Here is a 20,838-nt window from a genome sequence, read left to right on the forward strand (position 1 = left end):
GTCAGAGCAGGTCCAACGCGCGGGCCTGGGCCACGGCCTCACGACGGTTCGTCACCCCGAGCTTGCGGTAGAGGGCCCGTTCGTGGGTCTTCACGGTGTTCACCGAGACGTAGAGCTCCGCCGCGATCTCGGAGTTCGACAGGGTGCTCGCGAGGTAACGCAGGACCGTGCGCTCGCGCTCGGTCAGCGGGTCGACCTGCGCCCGGTTCTCCGGGGCGGCCCCCGCCGCTCCGGACAGCCGCGTCAGGATGTCGACGACGAAGGCCGGCACGAGGGTTCCGCGTTCCAGGCGGCGTTCGAGCAGCGGCCGCAGGTCGATCACCTCGGCCAGGAACGGGCGGCGCAGGGACCAGGGCTCGGCGGCGGTCAGGGCCTCCTCGAGCCGGTCCGGCGCCGCGTCCTCGTCGCCGGTTGCTGCGGCGAGCACGGTGTCGAGCAGGGCGATGTCGACCCGGCCGCGGGGATGGTCCGCGACCTCCACCCGGCTGCGGGCGGCAACGGCGGCCGGCAGGTCGTCGAGCAGCACCAGTAGCCGCGCGGCCATGGGCGCCGCGGAGGGTGAGCGCGCAGGCGGGAGCCGGTCGAGGAGCGCCCGGGCGAGCGACGGGTTGCCGAGGTTCGCGAGCAGCGTCGCCTCCGTCAACGACCAACGTTGCCGTACCGCGGGCGGGAGGGTCGGGAGATCGACCGACGCCGCGGTGGCGCGCAGGCCGGAGAGGGCCCGTTCCGGGTTCCTCGCTGCCACGCGGCGAGCCGCCAGGAGGAGCGCCACCTCGACCCGGACGTGCGGCTCCGCGGCGATCGCCTGGGCCGCTTCCGCGCGGCCGAGCCAGTCGTCGATCTCGTCCGGCTCGGCCCGGTCGAGCGCGACGTGCGCCATGGTCAGGTAGGCACCGGCGGCCTGGGGAAAGTTGTCGAGGCCTGCGTCCACCGCGGTGCCGATGACCTCGAGCGCGGCCCGCTCGGCCGTGTCCAGCTCCCCGCGCTCGCACCGCACCATGGTCAGGTAGGCGGCTGCGTTCAGCTGCGAGATCGGCCGGGGCTCGACGGTGGCCGACACGGCGGCGCGCAGTTCGCGGTCCGCTTCCGGGAGGTCGCCCGACAGCAGCGCGGCCATCCCCAGGAAGTTGTTCACGAGGACCGGCACGGTCTCGGCCTTGACGAGGCCCAGACCGGCCAGGGTCACCGGGTCGACCGGGACGGACCGGTAGAGCGCGACGGCGGTGTCCCAGTCGCCCTCGATCCGCGCGAGGGCGCCTGCGGTCAGGTCGTGGAGGATCCGGGCGCGGGCCGCGCGTCGCGGCGGGAGCCCGCCGATCCGTGCCCGGCCGGCGGCGATCAGCTCGGCGACCTCGTTCCGCACGCCCCGGACCACTCGGGCTGCGGCGAGCCCACACGCGAGCTCGGGGTGAGCGGCCGTCACGGCCCGCGGCACGCGGTCCAGCACCCGTTCGAGGTCGCGGGAGTGGCCACCCAGAACCAGTACCACGAGATGGCGCCCGACCAGGTCCGCGGCCAGCGGCCAGAGCGCACCGGCGATCGCCGACCGGACCGCGTCGAGAGGCATGCCGTTGCGCGCGAACCACTCGGCGGCCCGCCGCCGCAGGTCACGGCGCTCCCGGCGCGGCACCGGCCGGGCCTGGAGAAGGTCGCCGATCAGCCGGTGCAGGTGGTACCAGCGGCCGGGCCGGTCGACGGCCTGCACGAACAGGTGCGACGCCGCCAGCTCCGTCAGCACCTGCTCGCTGTCCCGCCGACCCGTCAGCGCGTCGGCGAGATCCGCGCAGACGAGGTCGACCGTGCTGATCTTCTCCACGAACCGCACCAGCTCCGGAGGCTGCGCGTCGAGCACCTCGGTGACCAGGTAGCCGGCCACGCTGTGGTCGTCGCCGGAGAACGCGGCGACCTCCGCCTCGACATCGGCGCGGTCGTGCAGGTGCAGGGCCACCAGGCGCAGCCCCGCCGGCCAGCCCTCGGTGCGCTCGACCAGCCGGCGCACCTGCCACGGGTCGAGGTCGACGTGCAGCAGCGCGAAGAGCTCGGCGGCCTCGGCCTCCCGGAACGCGAGATCCTGCGCGCGTACCTCCGCGAGCAGGCCCGCCATCCGCAGGCGCGAGAGCGGCCACGGCGGGTCCCGCCGGGTCAGGACGAGCATGGACAGGGCCGGTAGCGGTCGCTCGACGAGCCGGACCAGGCCGGCGTGCACCTCCGGCGAGGTCACCTCGTGCAGGTTGTCGAGGACGAGGACGACAGGCCGGGGGGCGAGGCGCAGGGCAGCCGCGAACCCGGCCGGTAGGGCCTCGTCGACGTCGCGGGTGTCGACGGTCAGCCGGCGCAGCGCTGCTCCCGCCTCCGGGCCGGTGACCGGCGCCAGCGCGGCCGCCACGGTGCGCCAGAAGCCGACGGGGTCATCGTCGTCGGAGTCCAGCCGCACCCACGCCGCCTGCCGGTCTCCCGCACCCGCCGCGAGCCACGACGCGGCCAGCAAGGTCTTCCCCCAGCCCGCGGTGGCGGCGACCAGCGTCACCGGGCACCCCAGCCCGGCGGTCAGCTGCTCCTCCAGGCGCGGCCGGGCGACGAGGTGGCTCGCCACCGGCACCGCGAACTTCGCCGGGGTGTCGGGCGGATCGACGGCGTTCATCCTCGGCGGACGGCCCCGCCTCACCCGGGTGTCCGTCATCATCGCAGTCCGTTGCGTCCGGTGAAGGAGGTCGGTGTGGGCATCGAGTACGCCTTCAGGGTCCGGGGCCGGCTGAGCCCCGACGTCGTCGCGGCGCTGGAGCCCCTGCGCCCGACACGCCCGGCGACCGAGACGGAACTGCGCGGGGAGGTGGCCGACCAGGCCGCGCTGCAGGGGCTGCTGGCGCGCTTCGACGCGCTCGGCGTAGAAGTCGTGGAGTTCATCCGGCTCCCGTCACCTCAGTGAAGGACCCCGCCGTACCTCAGGGATCTGATCCGTGGCCCCGTCGCAACGAGGTGATCGACGCGACCCTGCGCCTCGCAGGAACCCGCCCTGCCCCCCGGCGCTCCCACCGCAGGGTCCGTCACAGGGACCAGCACGGCTGGGAGAAACGCATGATGCTACCCGGATCCGCTCCGGGCCTGCATCACCTCATCGGCACGGCGGCCACCGAGGGACGGGCTCGGCCTGGACCTCAGCCACAGCAGGCCGTGTTCGTGGGCGGCCAGCACGGCCGCGCGGCGCGTCCCGGCGCCGAGCTTGTCGTAGATCGACCGGACGTGGCTCTTCACGGTGTTGACCGAGACCGCCAGGTCCTCGGCTATCTCGTCGAGGTTGAGCAGGGACGGCAACCGGGACAGGACATCGTGCTCGCGCGCCGTGAGCAGTTCGGTGCCCGACCGGCAGGCGCAGTGCGGAGCGGCCAGCACGCGCGCGGCGAAGTGGCTGCGGTCGTCGCCTCCCGCGAGCTCGTCGACGATCAGGGACCGCACACCGGACGGCGCCAGCGTGAACGGGCGGACCACGTCGAGCTCGCGCCCGCGGTCCAGCGCCGCGCGCAGCGCCTGCCGGGCAGCCGGTCGATCACCGCAGTGCAGCGCGGTGTGCGACGCCACCAGGCACGCCTCCACCACGGTGCCCGGCCACGCCGGCCGCGCGGCGGGGTGCAACAGCGGGGCGACGGTCACGCGGGCGGCGTGGAACGCCCCGCCCGCCGCCTCCGACCACGCCCGCACGAGGCGCCGTTCGGCCCTGGCTGCGGGCCGTCCCCCGAGCCGGCTCGCCGTGCCGGCCGCCGCCGTCGCGTAGCCGAGCTGCAGGGCGATGCGGTACTCGAGCAACGCGGCCACCGCCGCGAGAGCCACGGGGACGCGGTGCTCGCTCACGTCGGCGCGCGCCTGCTGCAGCTCGAGCAGACCGGACGCCTTCTCGCCCCGGTCGAACAGGGCGCCCCCGCGGACCGTGCGCAGGGCGAAGCGGACCACCGGGTCGAGGTCGGCGGGTCCGGCCCGGAGGCCGGCGTCCGCGGCGTCGAGCGCGGCGTCGGGCCGCGCCTGCTCGAGTGCTGTCAGCCCGGCGACCGCGTTCGCGGCCGCAGCCCAGCCCGTGCCCTCCCATCCACCCTCGCGGGCGGCGGCCGTCGCCGTGGCCGCGGCCCGGGCCGCCTCCCGCAGGTCTCCACCTGCCCATGCGGCAGCGCCGAGCATGCAGAGGCAGAGCACCTCGAGGAAGGGGAGGTCGAGGCGGCGCGCGTCGTCGAGCGCCGCCTCCAGCTCGGTCCGCGCCGGCCCGGGCGCTCCGGTGGCGACCCTGGCCGCTCCCCGCCCCGCCCGGGCCAGCGCACGCAGTGCCGGGTCGTCGGGCGCGGGCTCCGGGCCCGGAGCGCGCCGGTCGACACCGGCCAGCCGCTCCGTGGTGGTGAGCAGGACGGCGAGATCCGGCTCCGGGACCGTGTCGAGGCTCCGGGCGTGCCGGACCGCCTCCGCCGTGGCCCGGCCATCTCCCCGCTCGAGATGCAGACATGCGGTCAGCGCTGCGCGCCAGGACGCGGTGGCAGTGTCGTTGTCGAGGGCCGCCAGCGCGGCGGACAGGGCGGCGTGCTCGCCTCGCGCGACGAGCTCGGCGACGCGCCCGCGCAGCAGGTTCGTGACGAGGGCGGCGTCGCCCGTCTGCCCCGCGTGCCGGAGCGCGTCCGCAGGCCTGCCCTCGCGATCACACCACCGCGCCGCGCGCCGGTGCAGGGAGGTGACGTGGTCGGCGCCGTACCGGTGCAGGTCGCCGAGCAGGTGCGATCGCAGCAGCTCCTCGACGCGGTAGTCGGTCCGGTTCGGGCCGGTGGTCGTGACGAGGCCGAGATCTCGGGCCAGTGAGTCGAGGACGTCGGCGGCGTCCTCCCGGCCGCAGAGCTCGACCGCCATGGCCGCGGGGACGGGATCGGCGACGCTCGTGCGCCGGAGCACCTCGCGCTGGAGGTCCGTGGTGCCGGCGAGGACCTCTCCGACCAGGTAGTCCGCGACGGCGCGCTCGTCGCCCGAGAACGCCGCGAGGAACTGGACGGGGTCCGGGTGGCGCCGCATCGCCCGCGCCGCGAACCGCAGGCCGGCGACCCAGCCGCCGGTACGCGCGTGCAGTTGCCCGCACTGCCGCGCGTCGAGCCGCACCCCGTTGCGTTCGACCAGCGCCGCCGACTCCCCCACGGTGAACCGCAACTGCTCGGCGCGCAGCTCGCACAGCTCGTCGTCGAGACGGAGCCGGGCCAGCGGCAACGCCGGGTCCAGCCGGCTCGCGACGACCAGGTGCACGAGCGGCCCCCGACCACGGACCAGCAACCGCAGCTCGTCCAGAGCCCGCCCGTTCCGCAGGTGGTAGGCGTCGTCGAGGATCAGCCGCAGCGGCTGCGGCAGGGCCGCGAGACCGTCGAGCAGATCGTCGATGAAGTCGAGCTCCACCGTCGTCCGGGACACGACGAGCCGGTGCAGCCTGCTCGACGGCGGCACGGCCGGGCACGCGCGCAGCGCCGCGAGCACGGAGCTCCACAGCAGCCGCGGGTCCGCGTCGTCCTCGTCGAGGGACACCCAGGCTGCCGGGATGCCCGGGCTCCGCTTCACCCAGTCCGCGAGCAGCAACGACTTGCCGAACCCGGCCGGGGCGCACACCAGGGTGAGGGCGCGGCCGGCACCGCCGTCGAGCGCCTCGCGCAGCGCCGGACGCGGGACGAGGTCGCGCGGCAGCGCGGGAGGCGTCAGTTTCGACGGAGCGACACCGTGCATCGGTACGCCCCTTCCCGGTCGGCCCCGTGCGTGACGGGCCCGGCCCACCCGTCGCGGGAAGAGCCTGGCGCAGCGCAGGATGACACCGCCTCGTCCTGCGGGGACGAGGGGCGGAGTCGTTCAGGCTCTCCTGGTCATCCCTTCCGGGTGATGCCTCGGCCCGAACCGGGCGGAACCGTCCGGCGGGTGGCGGACGGAGGCGTGATGACCTCGAGGACATACGAGTTCCGGGTGGACGGGCAACTGCCGGCCGAGGAACGGGAGACGTTCGCCGACCTGCGGATCGAGGAGGTTCCGGCCGGGCTGATCCTGCGCGGCGAGGTGATGGACGAGTCCCACCTGTACGGGATCATCGCCAGGTTCGAGACCCTCGGGCTGGCCATCGTCTCGGCTGCGCCCGTGCGCGACTGACCGTTCGCCGTTCACCCACACCGAACGAGGCGACCGGCCCCCCGGGCGGTGCACCGTGTTCCCTGCCCGACGCATACACCGTCCGCGTGATCGCCAGGCGGTGACGGGACCTCGGCGGAAGCGGGGGTGGGAGAGATGACGGACGAACGGGCCCAGCGCATCGCCGAGTTCATCGAGCCGCTGCGGGTACGGCCGGGCAGCACGGTGGACCTCGCGCACGACTTCGACCCGGCCTACCGCTCCGAGCAGGTCCGGAAGAAGAAGGACGGCGTCGAACTGCTGCGGGCCGGCGTCGACCTGCTCGCCGACTACCAGGCACGGCTGGCCGCCCAGAACACCTACGGCGTGCTCATGTGCCTGCAAGCCCTCGACGCAGGCAGCAAGGACGGCACGAAGGAGGAGCAGCGGATCCGCTTCCTGCGGCGTATGGACGTGCCCGAACGCATGACCTTCCTCGGGGCGAGCGTGTTCGACATCGCAGGTGGCGAGCCGTTCACCCCGGCGCAGGTCCTGTGGATCCACTTCTTCGTCAACGCGGCGTTCGGGGCGGCCCTCGGCTTCGACCGGGAGGAGCCGGGCCTGATGGGGCTGCGCCCGCGACCGCGCGGTCAGTCGGTGCTCACGCGCGACCTCGTCGCCACCGTCGCACTCACCGGGCTGTACATCGGCGCCTGCCAGCTCGTCGCCCGGTGGGCGGCGCACACACCGGCACCCGCAGCCGCACCGTGACGGCGCAGGCGCCCCCGGCCCGGTGGGGCGAGCGGCTGGCCGCCGCCGCGCCCGGGCTGGTCGCGCTCAGCTCGTACCGGGCGCGCTGGCTGCGCAAGGACCTGACCGCCGGGCTCGTCCTCACCGCGCTGCTCGTGCCGCAGGGGATGGCCTACGCCGAGCTCGCCGGGCTGCCCGCGATCACGGGGCTGTACACCTCGATCCTCTGCCTCGTCGGCTACGCGGTCTTCGGGCCGTCCCGGATACTGGTGCTGGGCCCGGACTCCTCGCTCGGCCCCATGATCGCGGCGACGATCCTGCCGCTGGTCGGCGCGAACGGCGACCCGGCCCGCGCGGTGGCGCTCGCGTCCGCTCTCGCCCTCCTGTCCGGCGTGATCACGATGGTCGCGGGGCTGAGCGGGTTCGGGTTCGTGGCCGACCTCATCTCGAAGCCGACCATGATCGGCTACATGAACGGCCTGGCCCTGACGATCCTCGTCGGCCAGCTCCCGAAGCTGTTCGGCTTCTCGGTGGACGCGTCGGGCTTCCTGGGCGAGGCCGTGGGCTTCGTGCGGGGGGTCCTCGACGGTGCGACGGTCCCCCCCGCGCTGATGGTCGGCGGGCTCGGGCTGCTGCTGATCCTGGCGCTGCAACGGACGTTGCCGAAGCTGCCCGCGATCCTCGTCGTGGTGGTGCTGTCGATCGGCGTCACCGCGGGCCTCGGGCTCGACGAGCGCGGGGTCGACGTCGTCGGCGTCCTGCCCCAGGGGTTCCCCCCGCTCACGATCCCGGCCGTCGGCCTCTCCGACGTCGCCCTGCTGCTGGCCGGCGCGCTGGGCATCGCCGTGGTGTCGCTCGCCGACACGATCTCGACGGCCTCGGCGTTCGCGGCTCGCGCGGGCCGGACGGTCGACGGCGGCCGCGAGATGACGGGCATCGGCGCGGCGAACATCGCGGCCGGGCTGTTCCAGGGGTTCCCCGTCAGCACCAGCGGCTCGCGCACAGCCGTGGCCGAGCAGACGGGGGCGAAGAGCCAGGTCACCGGGCTCGTCGGAGCCGTGGCGATCACCCTGATCCTCGTGTTCGCCCCCGGCCTGCTGCGCGACCTGCCCCAGCCGACGCTCGCCGCCATCGTCATCGTCGCGTCGTTCTCGCTGGCCGACCTGCGGGGCACGATGCGGCTCCACCGGCTGCGGCGGACCGAGTTCGCGCTGTCGGTCGTGGCCTTCCTCGGGGTCGTCGCGCTCGGTGTGCTCCCCGGCATCGCGGTGGCGGTGGCGCTGTCGATCGGCAACGTCTTCCGGCGTGCGTGGTGGCCCTACCAGGCCGTGCTGGGGCGGGTGCCGGGTGTTCCTGGGCTCCACGACGTGCGCAGCTACCCGCAGGCCGAGCTGCTCCCGGGTTGCGTCGTCTTCCGGTTCGACGCCCCGCTCTTCTTCGCCAACGCCCGCACCTTCCGCGAGCAGGTCACGGTGCTGACCCGGCCGGACCCGCCACCGACGTGGGTGATCGTCGCCGCCGAGCCGATCACCGACGTCGACACGACGGCCGCCGACATGCTCCACGACCTCGACGTCACGCTCAACGCCCGCGGAGTGCACCTCGTCTTCGCGGAGATGAAGGACCCCGTCCGGGAGAAGATCGACCGCTACGAGCTCACCCGCACGATCGACCCGTCCCACTTCTTCCCCACCGTCGAAGCGGCTGTCGCGGCGTTCCGCGCCGCGACCGGTGCCGACTGGCGCTCGGCCCGGGAACCGGACAGTGGTGGGCCGAGGTGACGCCGCACCTTCGTTCGATCACGCGGGCTCGCGGTGATACAGCGCCAGTGCCCATATGACGACGACGTCCAACGCGATGATCACCAGCGACCACAGCGGGTAGTACGGGATGAACAGGAAGTTCGCGATCAGGCTGAGCCCGGCCAAGATGATTCCGACCACCCGCCCCCAGGTTCTGCCCTGCAACACGGCGACGCCCGCGGCGCCGACGACGACTCCCAGCACCACATGGGCCCAGCCCCACCCGGTGATGTCGAACGAGTAGATGTACTCGGGCGTGGACACGAAGATCACGTCGTGCACCAACGCCGCGACGCCGGCGAGGACGTGGTAGACGCCGACGACGAGCATCAACGCTCCGGCGAACAGGGCGAAGCTCCTGACCCATGGGGTCTCCCGGAGTCCGGGGCTCTTCGTCGGCTGGGACGGGACCTGTGTGCTCATCAGCGCGCTCCTTGATCTCCCGTGGATCATGGTCGTGTCAGTTGATCGAGCGGGGCCGCGGATCGAGGCTCCTTCCCCACCGTGCTCGCGGGCCATCGACCCCGCTTCACCCGATTCGGGGGAACGTCCGTGCCGGAAAGCAGGGTTCACCCGTTGCGGGTGTGGTCCTCACCGGGCTTTCTCCGGACCGTGGGCGAACTTGCGGACGGAGGAAACGGCATGGACGACGCGACACCGGCAATGGGTCCTGTGGACTACCTGGTTGTCGAGTTCCCCCGGTCCCGGGTGTCCGGCGAGCCCCTTGCCCGGCTCATCGAGCTCGTCGACCTCGAGGTCGTGCGCGTGCTCGACCTCCTGTTCGTGACCAAGGAGGAGGACGGTTCGGTGCGGGTCACCGAGATCGCCGACCTCGACGGGGACGGCGAGCTCGATCTCCAGGTTCTCGAGGGGGCCACCTCCGGCCTGCTCGGGTCCGACGACGTGGACGAGGCCGGTGCCGTACTCGAGCCGGGCAGCGCCGCGGCTCTGCTCGTCTACGAGAACCTCTGGGCGATCCCCTTCGCCACGGCGTTGCGCCGAGCCGGTGCCCAGCTGGTGGCGAGCGGGCGCATCCCCGTCAACGAGTTGCTCGACGCACTGGACGCCGTCGAGGGAACCGAGCCTGCAGAGGTGTGACGAGGAGGATGCGATGCCCTTGCTCCGAGGAATAGCGCGCACTGCGGTGATCGCCGGAACGGCAACGACGGTGTCGAACCGCGTCTCACGCCGTCAGCAGGGCCGCTGGGCGCAGCAGTCCGAGGCCGCCTCCCAGCCGGCGCCCCCGACCGCCCCCGATACCGGAGGGCAGGATCGCCTTGCTCAGCTCCGCGAGCTGGGGGACCTCCGGGACCGCGGGGTACTCACGGACGAGGAGTTCGAGCAGCAGAAGCGCCGGGTTCTCGGCGCCTGAGCGCAACAACAGCCGGCCGCGACCATGACGGAGAACGTCAGGCCTCCACGACCGTCCGCACCGCTGCGGAGCATGCTGGTCCCTCTCGCCCTCGCTCAGTTCATCTGCAGCTTCGCCGGTTCGAACATGAACGTGATGATCAACGACATCAGCACGGACCTGGACACGACGGTGCAGGGTGTCCAGCTCGCGATCACGGTGTTCCTGCTCGTCATGGCTGCGCTCATGATCCCGGCCGGCAAGCTGACCGACCGCTGGGGCCGGAAACGGTGTTTCACGCTGGGCCTGGGCATCTACGGGATCGGCGCCCTGTTGAGCGCGTTCTCTCCCGGCCTCGGCATCCTGATACTCGGCAACTCCATCCTCGAAGGCGTGGGCACCGCCCTGCTGATCCCGCCCGTCTACATCCTCACCACGATGCTCTTCAGCGACGTCGCCTCGCGCGCACGGGCCTTCGGGGTGATCACCGGGATGGGCGGTATCGGTGCGGCCGCCGGGCCCTTGATAGGCGGTGCCATCACCACCGGCATCAGCTGGCGGGCAGCCTTCGTCTTCCAGGCCGTCGTCATCGTCGTCATCCTGCTGCTCAGCCGCACGATCGTGGACCCGCTGCCGCCCGACCCCACGCGACCCTTCGACGTCGCCGGAACGATCCTCTCGGCCACCGGCCTGGCGTGCCTGGTGATGGGGATTCTCCAGGCGGACGACAACCTGACGCTGACGGCCATCCTGCTCGCCGCCGGAGCCTTCTTCCTCGTCTGGTTCTTCATCCACGCCCGTGCCCGGGAGCGAGGCGGTCGGGAGCCACTGCTGTCCACCGCGCTCTTCCGGAACCACACCTCGAACGTCGCGCTCGTCACCCAGAACGTTCAGTGGCTGCTGCTCATGGGCGTCGCCTTCGTCGTCTCGGCCTTCCTCCAGGTCGCTCGCGGCTACAACGCGATCCAGACGGGCGTGATCTTCACCGCCGCCACCGCCGGCATCCTCATCTCGTCACTGGCCGCGGAGCGACTCACCAGGAGACACGCGCAGCGCAACCTCGTCATCACGGGGTTCGTCGTCACGCTCGCCGGGATCGGTGTCCTGCTCCTCATGGTCAGGTACTCGTCGAACGTGTGGGCCTTCGCACCCGGGCTCCTGCTCATCGGCCTCGGGCTCGGCACGATGCTGACCCCCTCGGTCAACGTCGTCCAGTCGGCGTTCCCCGAGGACCAGCAGGGCGAGATCTCGGGCCTCTCGCGCAGCGTGTCGAACCTGGGCTCGTCCCTCGGCACCGCGATCGCCGGGACCGTCCTCGTCGCCGGTCTCACATCACCGGAGCACGCGTACGCTCTCGCGATGATCGTGCTGGCAGGCATCGGTCTCATCGGCCTGGTGGCCGCCACTCGTCTCCCGGTCGGCGCTGCGACGCACCGACGCTGAGTCCGACGTGCGGGCTCAACCCTGCTCTGCGGATGCCATTTCTTCGGCCACCACGGCGATCCCGAACGCCCGCAGGATGTTGCCGGCGGCCGCCGCCACCCTCGCGCTCCCGACAACCGGCGCAATGGCGATGAGCGCACCCTGCGCCTCCTCCAGCGTCACGCCTGCGTCAGCGCCCAACCCGAGGTTGATCAGGTAGGACACCGGTGGGGCGTCGATCGCGACGAGAGCCGCCAACCGGACGAGGAAGTACGTCCTCACGTCGAGCTCCGAGGCCTCCAGCGAGTCGAGGTTCATCGTGACGAGGCGTTCCAGCACGGGTGCGTCACCCTGGGCGACCCTGCTCAACGTCTCCTGCGGAGTGGTTGCGGCGGTCATGGCTCCTCCACTGAGGGCTTGTCGGCCCCGTCGAACCGGCGAACGGACTCGACCACGCTGGCACCGCCTGACCGGCTCGACCTCATCCGGTCGGGGTGAGCGGCGCCGCACGGGCTCGCTGCCTCGGTCAGGCGCGAGCGCTGCCCGCCGGCTCGAAGGAGTGGATCTCCTGCTCGCCTCGTCGAACCACCGCCCAGGAGTTCTCCGGGACCTCGTTCCAGGCCCCGGGAAGATCACGCAGTGGCTCGGAGACGATGAAGCGGGTGTCGTCTCCCAGTTCGTCGAGGGCATCCAGCTCCGGATACAGCCGCCGCAGCTGGGAGACGTCGCTCGAGTAGTAGAGCGAGCTGGTGCTCTTCTCACTCGAATAACGGAAGACCCAGATCGACTGCCCGTCGCTGGTGGCCACGGTCATGTGAACGGGATACTCGATCCCGCGGCGCCGGCCGGTCTCTTCGACGAGGCCGACCGCCCGGGCCACGGCGGCCGGCGGGTCATCGACCAGACCGAAGGTGAGCGCCAGAAAGAACAACGTCTCGGTGTCGGTCGATCCCTCGACCTTCGGGTACAGCGACTCGTCCACTGCCGTGAGGAGATCGCGCTTGACCTCCGGGAACATCGCGAGCGACCCGTTGTGCATCCACAACCACCGGCCGTGCCGAAACGGGTGGCAGTTGCTCCGCTGCACCGGCGTCCCACTCGACGCGCGGACGTGGGCGAACAGCAGTGGCGTGCGGATGTGCCCGGCGACCTCGCGGAGGTTGTCGTCATTCCAGGCGGGATGCGTGCTCTTGAAGACCCCCGGTTCCGGCCGACTTCCGTACCAGCCGATCCCGAAGCCGTCACCGTTCGTCGCGAACCCCCCGAGCTTGGCGTGCAAGCTCTGGTCGATGATCGAATGCTGCGGCCGGAACAGCAGGTCGTCGGCGAGGACCGGATCCCCCAGATAGGCCATCCATCGACACATCGAAACTCCACGTCTTCGGGTGACCCGAATGGGTCGCGCACAGCCAGTCAACCGCCGCGGAGGCGATGGACCATCACCTGGCGAGGGTGATCCTGATGAGACCGGCGGCCTCACCTTCGGTGGGGGGAGCGAGTGCCTGGAGAACGGGGGCGCAGGTCAGGACCGAAGCTCCGTGAGGCCCCTGACGATCAGGTACACACCCAGGAGGCCGAACGCGGTCATCATGATCCCCACCTGGCGGCGCCAGACCCACCCGGTCGCCCGCCGCAGGAAGTCACGCAGCTCGACCGGTTTACGCAGGTCGAGCGCCAGGGCCGCCACCGGCAGGGCGAACCAGATCGCGTTGTACACGCCCACCTGCAAGATCCGGTCCGCGTTGCTCGACGTGCTGTTCGCGATCGCGCTCAGCGCGGCGAGGTAGAAGAGCCCCGGCTTGTGGGTGAACACCCCGGCTACGGCCGCGCGGGGTGCGGAGAGGTCGGCCAGCTGACGGCCGATCCACGAGCCGGAGCCGGGCCGGGGATTGGCATCCGCGGGGTTCGGCAGCCGTCGTTGGACCCGTCCGCTGAGCAGCGCGGCGGCGCAACCGAGCGAGCCTGCACCGAGGGCGAAAGCGATGAGCGCTCGCGTCTCGCTCGGGGCCCGCGGCCCGACCGATATGCCGAACAGGATGACCAACAGGATGCCGACCACGAAGCTGAAGACGAACCCGGCGACGATGTAGGCCGACAGCAAGCGGGTCGGCCGCGTGGACGCGAGCATGGCGTACACGGCCGCCGCGCTCAGCGGGCGCACGACCGAGGCCACTGCCAGCACCAGCGCGTCCACGCTCACCCTTCCATGTTGGACGCTCCGGACCGTGCAGGCTTCGCCCGGGCAGGGTTACCGACTCCTTCGGGCGCTGACGAACGTGCGGCCCGAGCACCTGACACGAGGCAACCCCACGGCCGCGAACGGCCGTCCTCGCACGATCATCCGCTCGCGGTAAACGTGGCGACGTCGGTGGTCATCCCCCTCGATGATGGCCGACGTGGACGAGGTCGAGGTCGTCGTCGCCCATCACGAGCGCGCGACCCTGCGCGTCGGCGACGTGTTCCTGAAGATCGACGGTGATCAGACGCGCACCGACGTCGAGATCGAGGCGATGGCCATGGCGCCGATCCCGACTCCGGAGGTCCTGTGGCGGAAGCCGCCGGTACTCGCGCTCGCCGCCCTCCCCGGGACGGCACTCGGCCGCCTCGGCGAGCCGTCGACCGCGTCGTCGGCGGCGTGGGCCGCAGCGGGCGCCGCCGCACGACTGCTGCACGACGCGCCGCTACCGCCATGGCCCGGCCGCAGCCTCGACGAGACCGGATCGCACCTCGACGCCGAATGCGAATGGCTCGTCACGAACAGCGTCCTTCCCACCGACCTCGTCACGCACAACCGCCGGATTGCCGAGGCTGCGCTCCGGCCGTGGACACCGGCGTTCACGCACGGCGACCTGCAGATCACCCACGTGTTCGTCGACGGCGACGAGATCACCGGCGTGATCGACTGGTCCGAGGCGGCCCCGGGCGATGCCCTGTTCGACCTCGCCACCTTGACGCTCGGACACGAGGAGCACCTTGACGACGTCGTCGTCGGCTACGGCACCGACGTGGACCTCGACGTGATCCGCGCGTGGTGGTCGTTGCGAAGCCTGGTGGGGGTCCGCTGGCTGGTCGAGCACGGCTTCGACCCGTCCTCGCCAGGCTGCGAGATCGACGTGCTGAGAGCCCGGATGTGAGGATGCACGAGACCTCGCAATGGGTGGTAGAACATTGCGTCGCATCGGACATCGCTATGAACCCACATGCCGCGCGCGTGTAATAAAAGCGCGATGGAGAGCTGCTCCCGGCCTCACGGTCGCGTGGCCGGCCGGGGATAGGGTCTCGCCTCATGGATCATGATCTGCCCGGCCGGGTGGACTCCGCTCGCATCGATCGCACGAGCGCGCTGGGCGGCATTCCGGAAAGGGCTGCGCTCGAAGCGATAGAGCGCGGGCTACATGAGGGCGAGGCTGCAGACTTCACAACCAATGTGCCGAAGATTCGAGAAGTGCGATCTCTGCCCGCTCAGCAGCGGCGGCGTCACCAGCGTGCGCCCGGATCGTGCTGTCGGACGTGATGAGAGGTGTGAGAACTGCACGGGCTCAGTCGCTGATCGAGCTCGGCCGGTTCGCCGAAGCGCTTGAGGTGCTGGCGGCGCCATCACCGGACGACGACGAGGCGGAGGTGCTGTGCCTGCGGGCTCAGGCGCTGCAAGGCAAAGGTGACCACGGGGCGGCTCTGAGAGCAGCCGAAGCCGCGTGCGAGGTCGCGCCGGCGTGGGAGTGGCCTCACCGTCTGCTGGCAATCTCCCTGAGTCACCGGGGGCGTCATCGCGCGGCTCTGGCAGCGGCGGCGGAGTGCGTGCGGCTGGCGCCGGGCGCTCAGGATCCACGCTATGCCCTCGCGATGATCCAGTCGGACCTCGGCGACCACGACGCGGCCATGCGAAGCGCGGCTACCTGCGTCGAGCTCGGGCCTGATGTATCGGTTGGGCACGAGGCCGTCGCTCGCGTCGCCCTCGAGGCTGGACGGTACGACCTCGTCGAAGCTGCCTCTCGACGCGCCCTCGCCCTCGATCCGCACGATGACCGACTGCGGTCCCTGCTCGCGAGCGCTCTGGAGGCCCAGTCGCGACACGATGAGGCGACGCAACTGCGGGTGAAGGCGCTCGAGTCCAACCCGCGCGACAGTTCGCACCGCTGGGGATTAGCCACCGCCTCCATCCCTGCCGGTGTCGCGGGGGGTGGCCTGGCCGTCCTCGCTCCGCTGACAGCCACCCAGGTGCTGCCGAAGCTGCTCGGGAGCACTGCCGGTCATGCCGTGAGCGCGCTTGTTGTCGCGGTCGCGTTGTCGCACGTTCTGCTGCTCGTTGTCTGGGCGGTCCACGCGCGCGGCCGCCGTCGAGCCGGTGAGCTGATGCCGCCCGGTACCTACGCAGCGCTCTGGCCGGACCGTCGCGTCCACGACCTCGGCTGGGTGGCCACCGCAGGTGTCCTCACGGCTGTGTGCGCCGTCCTTGCGCTGGCCCTCGTCCGCGGCAGTGCGACGGCCGGGACCGTCGGTACCTTGGTCGGCCTTGCGGTTGTCGAGCTCGGCGCGTCCATCCTCGGGAGAAGGTGGCTGCGGCGGCGGCACGGGATCGTCCGCCAATCGTGGGTCGGCTGGTACCTGCGTCGAACGGCGAGCCGATTCGCACACCGCGTCTCCTATCAGGCCGTTGACGCGTCCGACCGACCCGCCGGTGAACTGGTGCTCGCGCTCCGGGTCGAGTCAGCGGTGACCGGGGTGACGTTGCCGCTTTTCGCGGGCGTGTGGATCCTTGCGGTCGGGTTCGGCTGGAACCAGGCCTCCCTCCCGCCGCTCGCTGCTGTACCGGCTGCCCTTGGCACGGCCGCTGTGATCGGCGCCGTTCAGGACCGCCGTCCGCGCAGCATCACCAGCCTGCGCGGCGCGCCCGCCGGGGGGCGGCGGCTGGTGGTCGATGCGGCGAAGGGCGAGTGCCTCAGCGGTCCCCGGCTCGCACTGCGCGGCGTGCTCCGCGTGCTGCTCCTCCCGGCGCTCGTGGTCGAACATCTGATCTTCCGTAACGCCGCCCGTCGGTGTCTGCATGACCGCCTGACCGGTGCCACCGTCGTGCGCCTGCCCGACCTGACCGACCAGACAGGAGCACTCGCTCGATGAGCGACGCCGAACCGCTGATCATCAGCTTGCAGGCCGCGGTCGCCGCGATGCCGCAGGACCGGTCCCTGCGCCTGCACCTGGCTGAGCTTCTCGTCGAAGGCGATCGGCCTCATGACGCTCTCCCGCACATCACTCATCTGCTCGGCGCGGACCCTGCCGACCAGCACGCGCTCGCGCTGCTCGCGCGTGTGACGAATCTGCTGGTCGGCACGGCACCTGCGGCAACGGAAGCAGCGTCCCCCGGCCCGGTGGAGCGGTCATCGGGTGGCGACGCCTTCGACTGGTCGGCTGCGGAGGCAGAGGTCCGGGACCTCGCGCCGCCGATGTTCATCGACGGGAGTTCAGACGGCCCGGACGAGCCGGACGTCGTCGAGCGCCCCCAGGTCCGGCTGGCCGACGTGGGTGGGATGCAGCAGGTCAAGGACCGGCTCGAGGCCGCCTTCTTGGCGCCCATGCGAAATCCCGAGCTGCGGCGGCTGTACGGCAAGAGCCTGCGTGGTGGGCTGCTGCTGTACGGGCCGCCCGGGTGCGGGAAGACGTTCCTGGCTCGAGCAGTGGCCGGCGAGTTGGGAGCGGCGTTCTTCACGGTGAGCTTGGCGGACGTCCTCGACATCTTCATCGGCGCAAGTGAGCGCAACCTCGCCGATGTCTTCCGTACGGTGCGCGCCAACACGCCGTGCGTGTTGTTCCTCGACGAGGTCGACGCGCTGGCGCAGAAGCGCAGCCAGGTGCGCGGCTCTGCCATGCGCGGCACCGTCAACCAGCTCCTTACCGAGCTCGACGACGTACTCGGCAGCAACGACGGCGTGTTCGTGCTGGCAGCGACGAACGCTCCCTGGGACGTCGACCCGGCGGTGCGCCGGCCCGGCCGACTCGATCGGATGCTGCTCGTGCTGCCGCCGGACGCCTCAGCGCGCGAAGCCATCCTCCGGTACCACCTGCGTGACCGTCCGCTGTCCGGCATCGACCTCGCCAAGATCGTCAAGCGCACCGACGGGTTCAGCGGTGCCGACTTGGCACACCTGTGCGAGAGCGCTGCTGAGACGGCGCTTCTCGACAGCGTTCGCAGCGGCGAGATGCGGATGATCGATCAGCGCGACATCGACCGCGCGCTCAAGGTGGTTCAGCCCAGCACAGGCGCATGGCTGCAAGAGGCGCGCAACGTCGCGCAGTTCAGCAACGCCTCCGGCGACTACGACGATCTCGTCGCCTACCTGCGCCGGCGCAAGATGCTGTGAGATCGCAGTGAGTGACCTGCTGGCGCATACCTGCCGGCTGCTCGACCTGCAACGGCCTCGCGAGGCCATCAGGTGCCGTCTCGCCGAAGAGACTCACCGTCCGCTGTGGGGATTCTTATGGCCTTCGCGTTAGAGATGTACTTCGACGGCGACGCCGACGCCGCCGTACGGAGGATTTGGGCGCTGCTTGAGTCGCGCGGGGTGGCCTCAGCGGGCAGCGGTCCGGTTGCCGATGCACGGCCGCATGTCACGCTGTGCGTGTTCGACTCGGCGCCGATGGACTCCGTCGAGCGCGTCGTATCCGCGCTGGCGAGCGAACTGCAGAACCTGTCCATCGTGCTGAGCTCGCTCGGATTCTTCAAGACAGCGGAGTCCGTTGCGTTCCTCGGCGTTACTCCCACCGAACGGCTGCTGCGAGTGCAGCGCGCGGTAGCGACCGAAGTGCTATCCCTTGCAGTCGGATACTGGAACTACTACCGACCGGACACCTTCGTCCCGCACTGCACGCTCGCGTCGAACGTCGGCGACTTCGCCGCCACGATCGACGCGGTCACAACCGCGGCGTTACCCATTAGCGCCACTATTACATCGGTGGGCGTGATCGAGGTTCCCAGCGGGAAGGTGAAATTCGACATCGCGGTATGAGCGAGGTACACATTGTCGCCTCCTGATGACACGACACCCATCATCGCACGGTCACAATCAACGTGACGTCAGCGCACCAAGTAGTTACGACTGCAGTTGGGGACCGCTACCTGCGCATCCGCGTAGTGGCAAGAACCCCGCTCAAGTCGCCACCGTCCATGTGGTGCGCTGTTGACGTTGACACACTGATCGCATGAAAGGTTTGACCGCCGAACTCGTGGTCGAGGGTCGCGTCCCGCAGAGCCCGGCTCTCGCTCCGAACGGGCATCTGCTCTGCTACGTTCTCGCCCCCATCAGCCGAATCGATGACCACCTCGACACCGCACTCTGGCTCGCCGACATCGAAGGCGACGGTGTGTGGCGTCGGGCGACCGCCGACACCGCAACGGAATCCCGGCCTCGCTGGTCCGCGGACTCGCGCACGCTGTACTTCATGTCTGACCACGCCGAGCGTGGTACTCCGCAGGTGCACCGGTTCACCCTTGCCGACGACGGGGTGACCGCGGTGACCAGTTGGCGCGCTGGCATCACCGACCACCTGCCGCTCGCCGATCCCAACCTGGTCGCTCTGCTCGCCGAGGACGAGCCCACCGAGCAGGACACGCGCCGCGCCCAGGACCGCGACGACGCCATTGTCGTCGGTGAGCGCGAACCGCGTGCTCGGCTGCGCCTGCTCGACCTGCGCACCGGCCAGGTCACCACCCCGAGCGTGTTCGGCGACCGGCACGTCGTGGAACTGCGGCAACGACCCGACGGTGGCCCGCTCGCCGTACTCACCCAGGCCAGCGCCGACAAGGACTACGGCCCCCGCACCGGCCTACTGCACCTGTTCGACCCCACAACGGGGACCGCGGAGGACCTCGGACCGGTCGAGGCCGAGGCACACTCCCTGGCCTGGTGGCCGACCGAAGACGGTTGGCACCTCGGTTACATCGCCCTCACGCCACCGGTCCTCCACGCCGGCACCGCGGTGTTCGACCTGGCCATGAGCAGCCGCGTCCGACGCAACCGCACCGCCGACCTTCCGATGTGCCCCACCGAACTGTGCCAGACCGACGCCGCCCCTCTGGTGGTGTTCGCCGACGGCCTGAACACGACCCTGGCCCGGCTCGACCCCGACGGCCCCACGCCACTGTCGCAGCACCCCGGCCACCTCGACGCCCTCACCACCACCCCCGCAGGCAGGACGATCGCGGCACTGACCGGTACCCGTCACCAGGCCACGAACGTTCACGTGGGGCAACCAACCGGGCCGCTGCGGAAGATCACGGACACCCGCCCCGAACTGGACGGCATCGCATTCGGCACCCAGCGACCGCTGGCCTATCGAGCCGCCGACGGCCTCGATCTGGACGGCCTGCTCGTACTGCCGGTCGGGAAATCCGCTTCGGACGGCCCGTTCCCGCTCGTAACGATCGTGCACGGGGGCCCCTACGACCGTTACGCCGATCGCCTCCAGTTGTTCTCGTTCCACGGCGCACAGCCACAGTGGCTGGCCACCGCTGGATACGCGGTGTTCCTGCCCAACCCGCGCGGCGGCCAGGGCCACGGTCACGAGTTCGCGGCCAGCGTCGCGGGCAGGGTCGGCCGGGAGGAATGGACCGACATCCTGACCGGCATCGACCTGCTCATCGCCGAGGGCATCGCCGACCCCGACCGACTGGGCATCGCCGGCGGGAGCCACGGCGGATTCATGGCCGCCTGGGCCGTTGGGCAGACCGACCGGTTTCGCGCCGCGCTGGTCAGCGCGGGCATCGTCGACTGGGGGATGCTCGCCGCGACCGGGGAGTACGGCCAGTTCGACGGTGCGCTCGGCGGCAGCATCGGGTGGGACGGAATCGGCCCGCACCCGCATGACGCGGTCAGCCCGGTCTCCTTCGCCAGCCGCGTCCGCACTCCGGTGCTGATCCTGCACGGTGCCGAGGACACCAACGTCCCCCTCGGCCAGGCCGTGTACTTCCACCGGGCACTGCGCCACTTCGGCGCCGAGCACGAGTTCGTGATCTACCCCAGAGAGGGCCACTCGATCCGGGAACGCAATCACCAACTCGACGTCCTGCGCCGCACCCGTGCCTGGTTCGACCGCTGGCTCCAGCCCTGACCGGGAACGCTTGGTCCTGGCGTGGTTCTTCCCATACTGACGACTGGAAGAAACAAGGGCGTGATCGCGCGCTCGATCAGCTCGAGGTCCCATTCCGGCTCCGCGCTCGGCTCCGCGTCCGCCCCCGGGACGTCACGGCTGCGCACATGCAACCGGCCGATCTCGACCGGGCAGATCGCCTGTGCCACTCGCCCCTAACGTGGGGGGACCCCGTGCACCTCCTGGCGGGTGCCAGTGGCGCGCGATCGGTGCATCGGCAGAAGTGCTCGAGAGTTCGCGGTCAGGGGTGTGGAACTGGGAGCTTCCTGCTCC

19 protein-coding genes are annotated in these 20,838 nt (G+C 71.1%); 13 read left to right on the top strand and 6 right to left on the bottom strand.

The window, feature by feature from the left end:
• Position 1 precedes the first annotated feature (1 nt).
• Positions 2 to 2,641 (bottom strand): LuxR C-terminal-related transcriptional regulator, encoded by a 2,640-nt coding sequence (locus ACQPZA_RS29035; RefSeq protein ID WP_433275323.1) that lies wholly within the window; start codon positions 2,639 to 2,641, stop codon positions 2 to 4.
• Between the two features lie 60 nt (positions 2,642 to 2,701).
• Between ACQPZA_RS29035 and ACQPZA_RS29040 the strand changes: the two genes are divergently transcribed.
• A complete protein-coding gene (locus ACQPZA_RS29040) occupies positions 2,702 to 2,926 on the top strand; it encodes a hypothetical protein (protein WP_433275324.1) in 225 nt (74 codons plus the stop codon).
• A gap of 155 nt (positions 2,927 to 3,081) precedes the next feature.
• Here the strand turns inward: ACQPZA_RS29040 and ACQPZA_RS29045 are convergent, their stop codons facing one another.
• Positions 3,082 to 5,730 carry a LuxR C-terminal-related transcriptional regulator gene (locus ACQPZA_RS29045; protein ID WP_433275325.1) on the bottom strand — a complete coding sequence of 883 codons (2,649 nt, stop codon included), beginning with the start codon at positions 5,728 to 5,730 and terminating at the stop codon, positions 3,082 to 3,084.
• Positions 5,731 to 5,934: 204 nt separating this feature from the next.
• Between ACQPZA_RS29045 and ACQPZA_RS29050 the strand changes: the two genes are divergently transcribed.
• The 3 genes from ACQPZA_RS29050 (at position 5,935) to ACQPZA_RS29060 (ending at position 8,630) form a co-directional block, all read left to right on the top strand.
• Positions 5,935 to 6,141 carry a hypothetical protein gene (locus ACQPZA_RS29050; RefSeq protein WP_433275326.1) on the top strand — a complete coding sequence of 69 codons (207 nt, stop codon included), beginning with the start codon at positions 5,935 to 5,937 and terminating at the stop codon, positions 6,139 to 6,141.
• Between the two features lie 135 nt (positions 6,142 to 6,276).
• Positions 6,277 to 6,870, top strand: a complete 594-nt coding sequence (locus tag ACQPZA_RS29055; protein WP_433275327.1) for a cation-translocating P-type ATPase C-terminal domain-containing protein — start codon at positions 6,277 to 6,279, stop codon at positions 6,868 to 6,870.
• Positions 6,831 to 8,630, top strand: a complete 1,800-nt coding sequence (locus ACQPZA_RS29060) for a SulP family inorganic anion transporter (RefSeq protein WP_433275328.1) — start codon at positions 6,831 to 6,833, stop codon at positions 8,628 to 8,630. The genes ACQPZA_RS29055 and ACQPZA_RS29060 overlap by 40 nt, the downstream gene beginning before the upstream one ends.
• Before the next feature lie 18 nt (positions 8,631 to 8,648).
• Here ACQPZA_RS29060 and ACQPZA_RS29065 read toward each other — a convergent pair whose 3' ends face one another.
• Complete coding sequence (locus ACQPZA_RS29065) at positions 8,649 to 9,074, bottom strand: DUF7144 family membrane protein (RefSeq protein WP_433275329.1); 426 nt, start codon at positions 9,072 to 9,074, stop codon at positions 8,649 to 8,651.
• Between the two features lie 219 nt (positions 9,075 to 9,293).
• Here ACQPZA_RS29065 and ACQPZA_RS29070 point away from each other — a divergent pair, with 219 nt between their 5' ends.
• The 3 genes from ACQPZA_RS29070 (at position 9,294) to ACQPZA_RS29080 (ending at position 11,445) form a co-directional block, all read left to right on the top strand.
• On the top strand, positions 9,294 to 9,749 hold the full coding sequence (locus ACQPZA_RS29070; RefSeq protein ID WP_433275330.1) for a DUF6325 family protein: 456 nt from the start codon (positions 9,294 to 9,296) through the stop codon (positions 9,747 to 9,749).
• A gap of 13 nt (positions 9,750 to 9,762) precedes the next feature.
• Complete coding sequence (locus tag ACQPZA_RS29075) at positions 9,763 to 10,023, top strand: SHOCT domain-containing protein (RefSeq protein WP_433275331.1); 261 nt, start codon at positions 9,763 to 9,765, stop codon at positions 10,021 to 10,023.
• Between the two features lie 72 nt (positions 10,024 to 10,095).
• Positions 10,096 to 11,445 carry an MFS transporter gene (locus tag ACQPZA_RS29080; protein ID WP_433275332.1) on the top strand — a complete coding sequence of 450 codons (1,350 nt, stop codon included), beginning with the start codon at positions 10,096 to 10,098 and terminating at the stop codon, positions 11,443 to 11,445.
• Between the two features lie 15 nt (positions 11,446 to 11,460).
• On the opposite strand, the gene ACQPZA_RS29085 is transcribed toward ACQPZA_RS29080, so the two are convergent.
• The 3 genes from ACQPZA_RS29085 to ACQPZA_RS29095 all read right to left on the bottom strand — a co-directional run bounded on the left by ACQPZA_RS29085 (position 11,461) and on the right by ACQPZA_RS29095 (position 13,624).
• Positions 11,461 to 11,823 (bottom strand): carboxymuconolactone decarboxylase family protein, encoded by a 363-nt coding sequence (locus ACQPZA_RS29085; RefSeq protein WP_433275333.1) that lies wholly within the window; start codon positions 11,821 to 11,823, stop codon positions 11,461 to 11,463.
• A gap of 127 nt (positions 11,824 to 11,950) precedes the next feature.
• Positions 11,951 to 12,778 (bottom strand): class II glutamine amidotransferase, encoded by an 828-nt coding sequence (locus ACQPZA_RS29090; protein ID WP_433275334.1) that lies wholly within the window; start codon positions 12,776 to 12,778, stop codon positions 11,951 to 11,953.
• A 168-nt stretch (positions 12,779 to 12,946) separates the two neighbouring features.
• Positions 12,947 to 13,624 (bottom strand): GAP family protein, encoded by a 678-nt coding sequence (locus ACQPZA_RS29095; RefSeq protein WP_433275335.1) that lies wholly within the window; start codon positions 13,622 to 13,624, stop codon positions 12,947 to 12,949.
• Positions 13,625 to 13,811: 187 nt separating this feature from the next.
• On the opposite strand from ACQPZA_RS29095, the gene ACQPZA_RS29100 reads away from it, so the two are divergent.
• The 6 genes from ACQPZA_RS29100 (at position 13,812) to ACQPZA_RS29125 (ending at position 20,526) form a co-directional block, all read left to right on the top strand.
• On the top strand, positions 13,812 to 14,558 hold the full coding sequence (locus ACQPZA_RS29100) for a phosphotransferase family protein (protein WP_433283041.1): 747 nt from the start codon (positions 13,812 to 13,814) through the stop codon (positions 14,556 to 14,558).
• Between the two features lie 152 nt (positions 14,559 to 14,710).
• On the top strand, positions 14,711 to 14,938 hold the full coding sequence (locus ACQPZA_RS29105) for a hypothetical protein (RefSeq protein WP_433275336.1): 228 nt from the start codon (positions 14,711 to 14,713) through the stop codon (positions 14,936 to 14,938).
• An 8-nt stretch (positions 14,939 to 14,946) separates the two neighbouring features.
• On the top strand, positions 14,947 to 16,542 hold the full coding sequence (locus ACQPZA_RS29110) for a tetratricopeptide repeat protein (RefSeq protein WP_433275337.1): 1,596 nt from the start codon (positions 14,947 to 14,949) through the stop codon (positions 16,540 to 16,542).
• A complete protein-coding gene (locus ACQPZA_RS29115) occupies positions 16,539 to 17,780 on the top strand; it encodes an ATP-binding protein (RefSeq protein WP_433275338.1) in 1,242 nt (413 codons plus the stop codon). Before ACQPZA_RS29110 ends, ACQPZA_RS29115 begins: the two co-directional genes overlap by 4 nt.
• A 117-nt stretch (positions 17,781 to 17,897) precedes the next feature.
• Entirely contained in the window at positions 17,898 to 18,425 is a 528-nt protein-coding gene (locus ACQPZA_RS29120; RefSeq protein WP_433275339.1) for a 2'-5' RNA ligase family protein, read from the top strand.
• A 433-nt stretch (positions 18,426 to 18,858) separates the two neighbouring features.
• The gene (locus ACQPZA_RS29125; protein ID WP_433275340.1) at positions 18,859 to 20,526 is read left to right on the top strand and encodes an alpha/beta hydrolase family protein; all 1,668 of its coding nucleotides are present in this window, start codon (positions 18,859 to 18,861) and stop codon (positions 20,524 to 20,526) included.
• Positions 20,527 to 20,838: the final 312 nt, after the last annotated feature.

The sequence above is a fragment of the Pseudonocardia xinjiangensis genome (assembly GCF_050948425.1).
Lineage (GTDB): Bacteria > Actinomycetota > Actinomycetes > Mycobacteriales > Pseudonocardiaceae > Pseudonocardia > Pseudonocardia xinjiangensis.

Excerpts from the sequence above, each read along its gene's own strand:
- ACQPZA_RS29035 (WP_433275323.1), bottom strand. The coding sequence starts at position 2,641 with ATGAACGCCGTCGATCCGCCCGACACCCCGGCGAAGTTCGCGGTGCCG.
- ACQPZA_RS29045 (WP_433275325.1), bottom strand. The coding sequence starts at position 5,730 with ATGCACGGTGTCGCTCCGTCGAAACTGACGCCTCCCGCGCTGCCGCGC.
- ACQPZA_RS29050 (WP_433275326.1), top strand. The coding sequence starts at position 5,935 with ATGACCTCGAGGACATACGAGTTCCGGGTGGACGGGCAACTGCCGGCC.
- ACQPZA_RS29055 (WP_433275327.1), top strand. The coding sequence starts at position 6,277 with ATGACGGACGAACGGGCCCAGCGCATCGCCGAGTTCATCGAGCCGCTG.
- ACQPZA_RS29065 (WP_433275329.1), bottom strand. The coding sequence starts at position 9,074 with ATGAGCACACAGGTCCCGTCCCAGCCGACGAAGAGCCCCGGACTCCGG.
- ACQPZA_RS29070 (WP_433275330.1), top strand. The coding sequence starts at position 9,294 with ATGGACGACGCGACACCGGCAATGGGTCCTGTGGACTACCTGGTTGTC.
- ACQPZA_RS29075 (WP_433275331.1), top strand. The coding sequence starts at position 9,763 with ATGCCCTTGCTCCGAGGAATAGCGCGCACTGCGGTGATCGCCGGAACG.
- ACQPZA_RS29080 (WP_433275332.1), top strand. The coding sequence starts at position 10,096 with ATGCTGGTCCCTCTCGCCCTCGCTCAGTTCATCTGCAGCTTCGCCGGT.
- ACQPZA_RS29085 (WP_433275333.1), bottom strand. The coding sequence starts at position 11,823 with ATGACCGCCGCAACCACTCCGCAGGAGACGTTGAGCAGGGTCGCCCAG.
- ACQPZA_RS29090 (WP_433275334.1), bottom strand. The coding sequence starts at position 12,778 with ATGGCCTATCTGGGGGATCCGGTCCTCGCCGACGACCTGCTGTTCCGG.
- ACQPZA_RS29100 (WP_433283041.1), top strand. The coding sequence starts at position 13,812 with ATGGCCGACGTGGACGAGGTCGAGGTCGTCGTCGCCCATCACGAGCGC.
- ACQPZA_RS29105 (WP_433275336.1), top strand. The coding sequence starts at position 14,711 with ATGGATCATGATCTGCCCGGCCGGGTGGACTCCGCTCGCATCGATCGC.
- ACQPZA_RS29115 (WP_433275338.1), top strand. The coding sequence starts at position 16,539 with ATGAGCGACGCCGAACCGCTGATCATCAGCTTGCAGGCCGCGGTCGCC.
- ACQPZA_RS29120 (WP_433275339.1), top strand. The coding sequence starts at position 17,898 with ATGGCCTTCGCGTTAGAGATGTACTTCGACGGCGACGCCGACGCCGCC.
- ACQPZA_RS29125 (WP_433275340.1), top strand. The coding sequence starts at position 18,859 with ATGTCTGACCACGCCGAGCGTGGTACTCCGCAGGTGCACCGGTTCACC.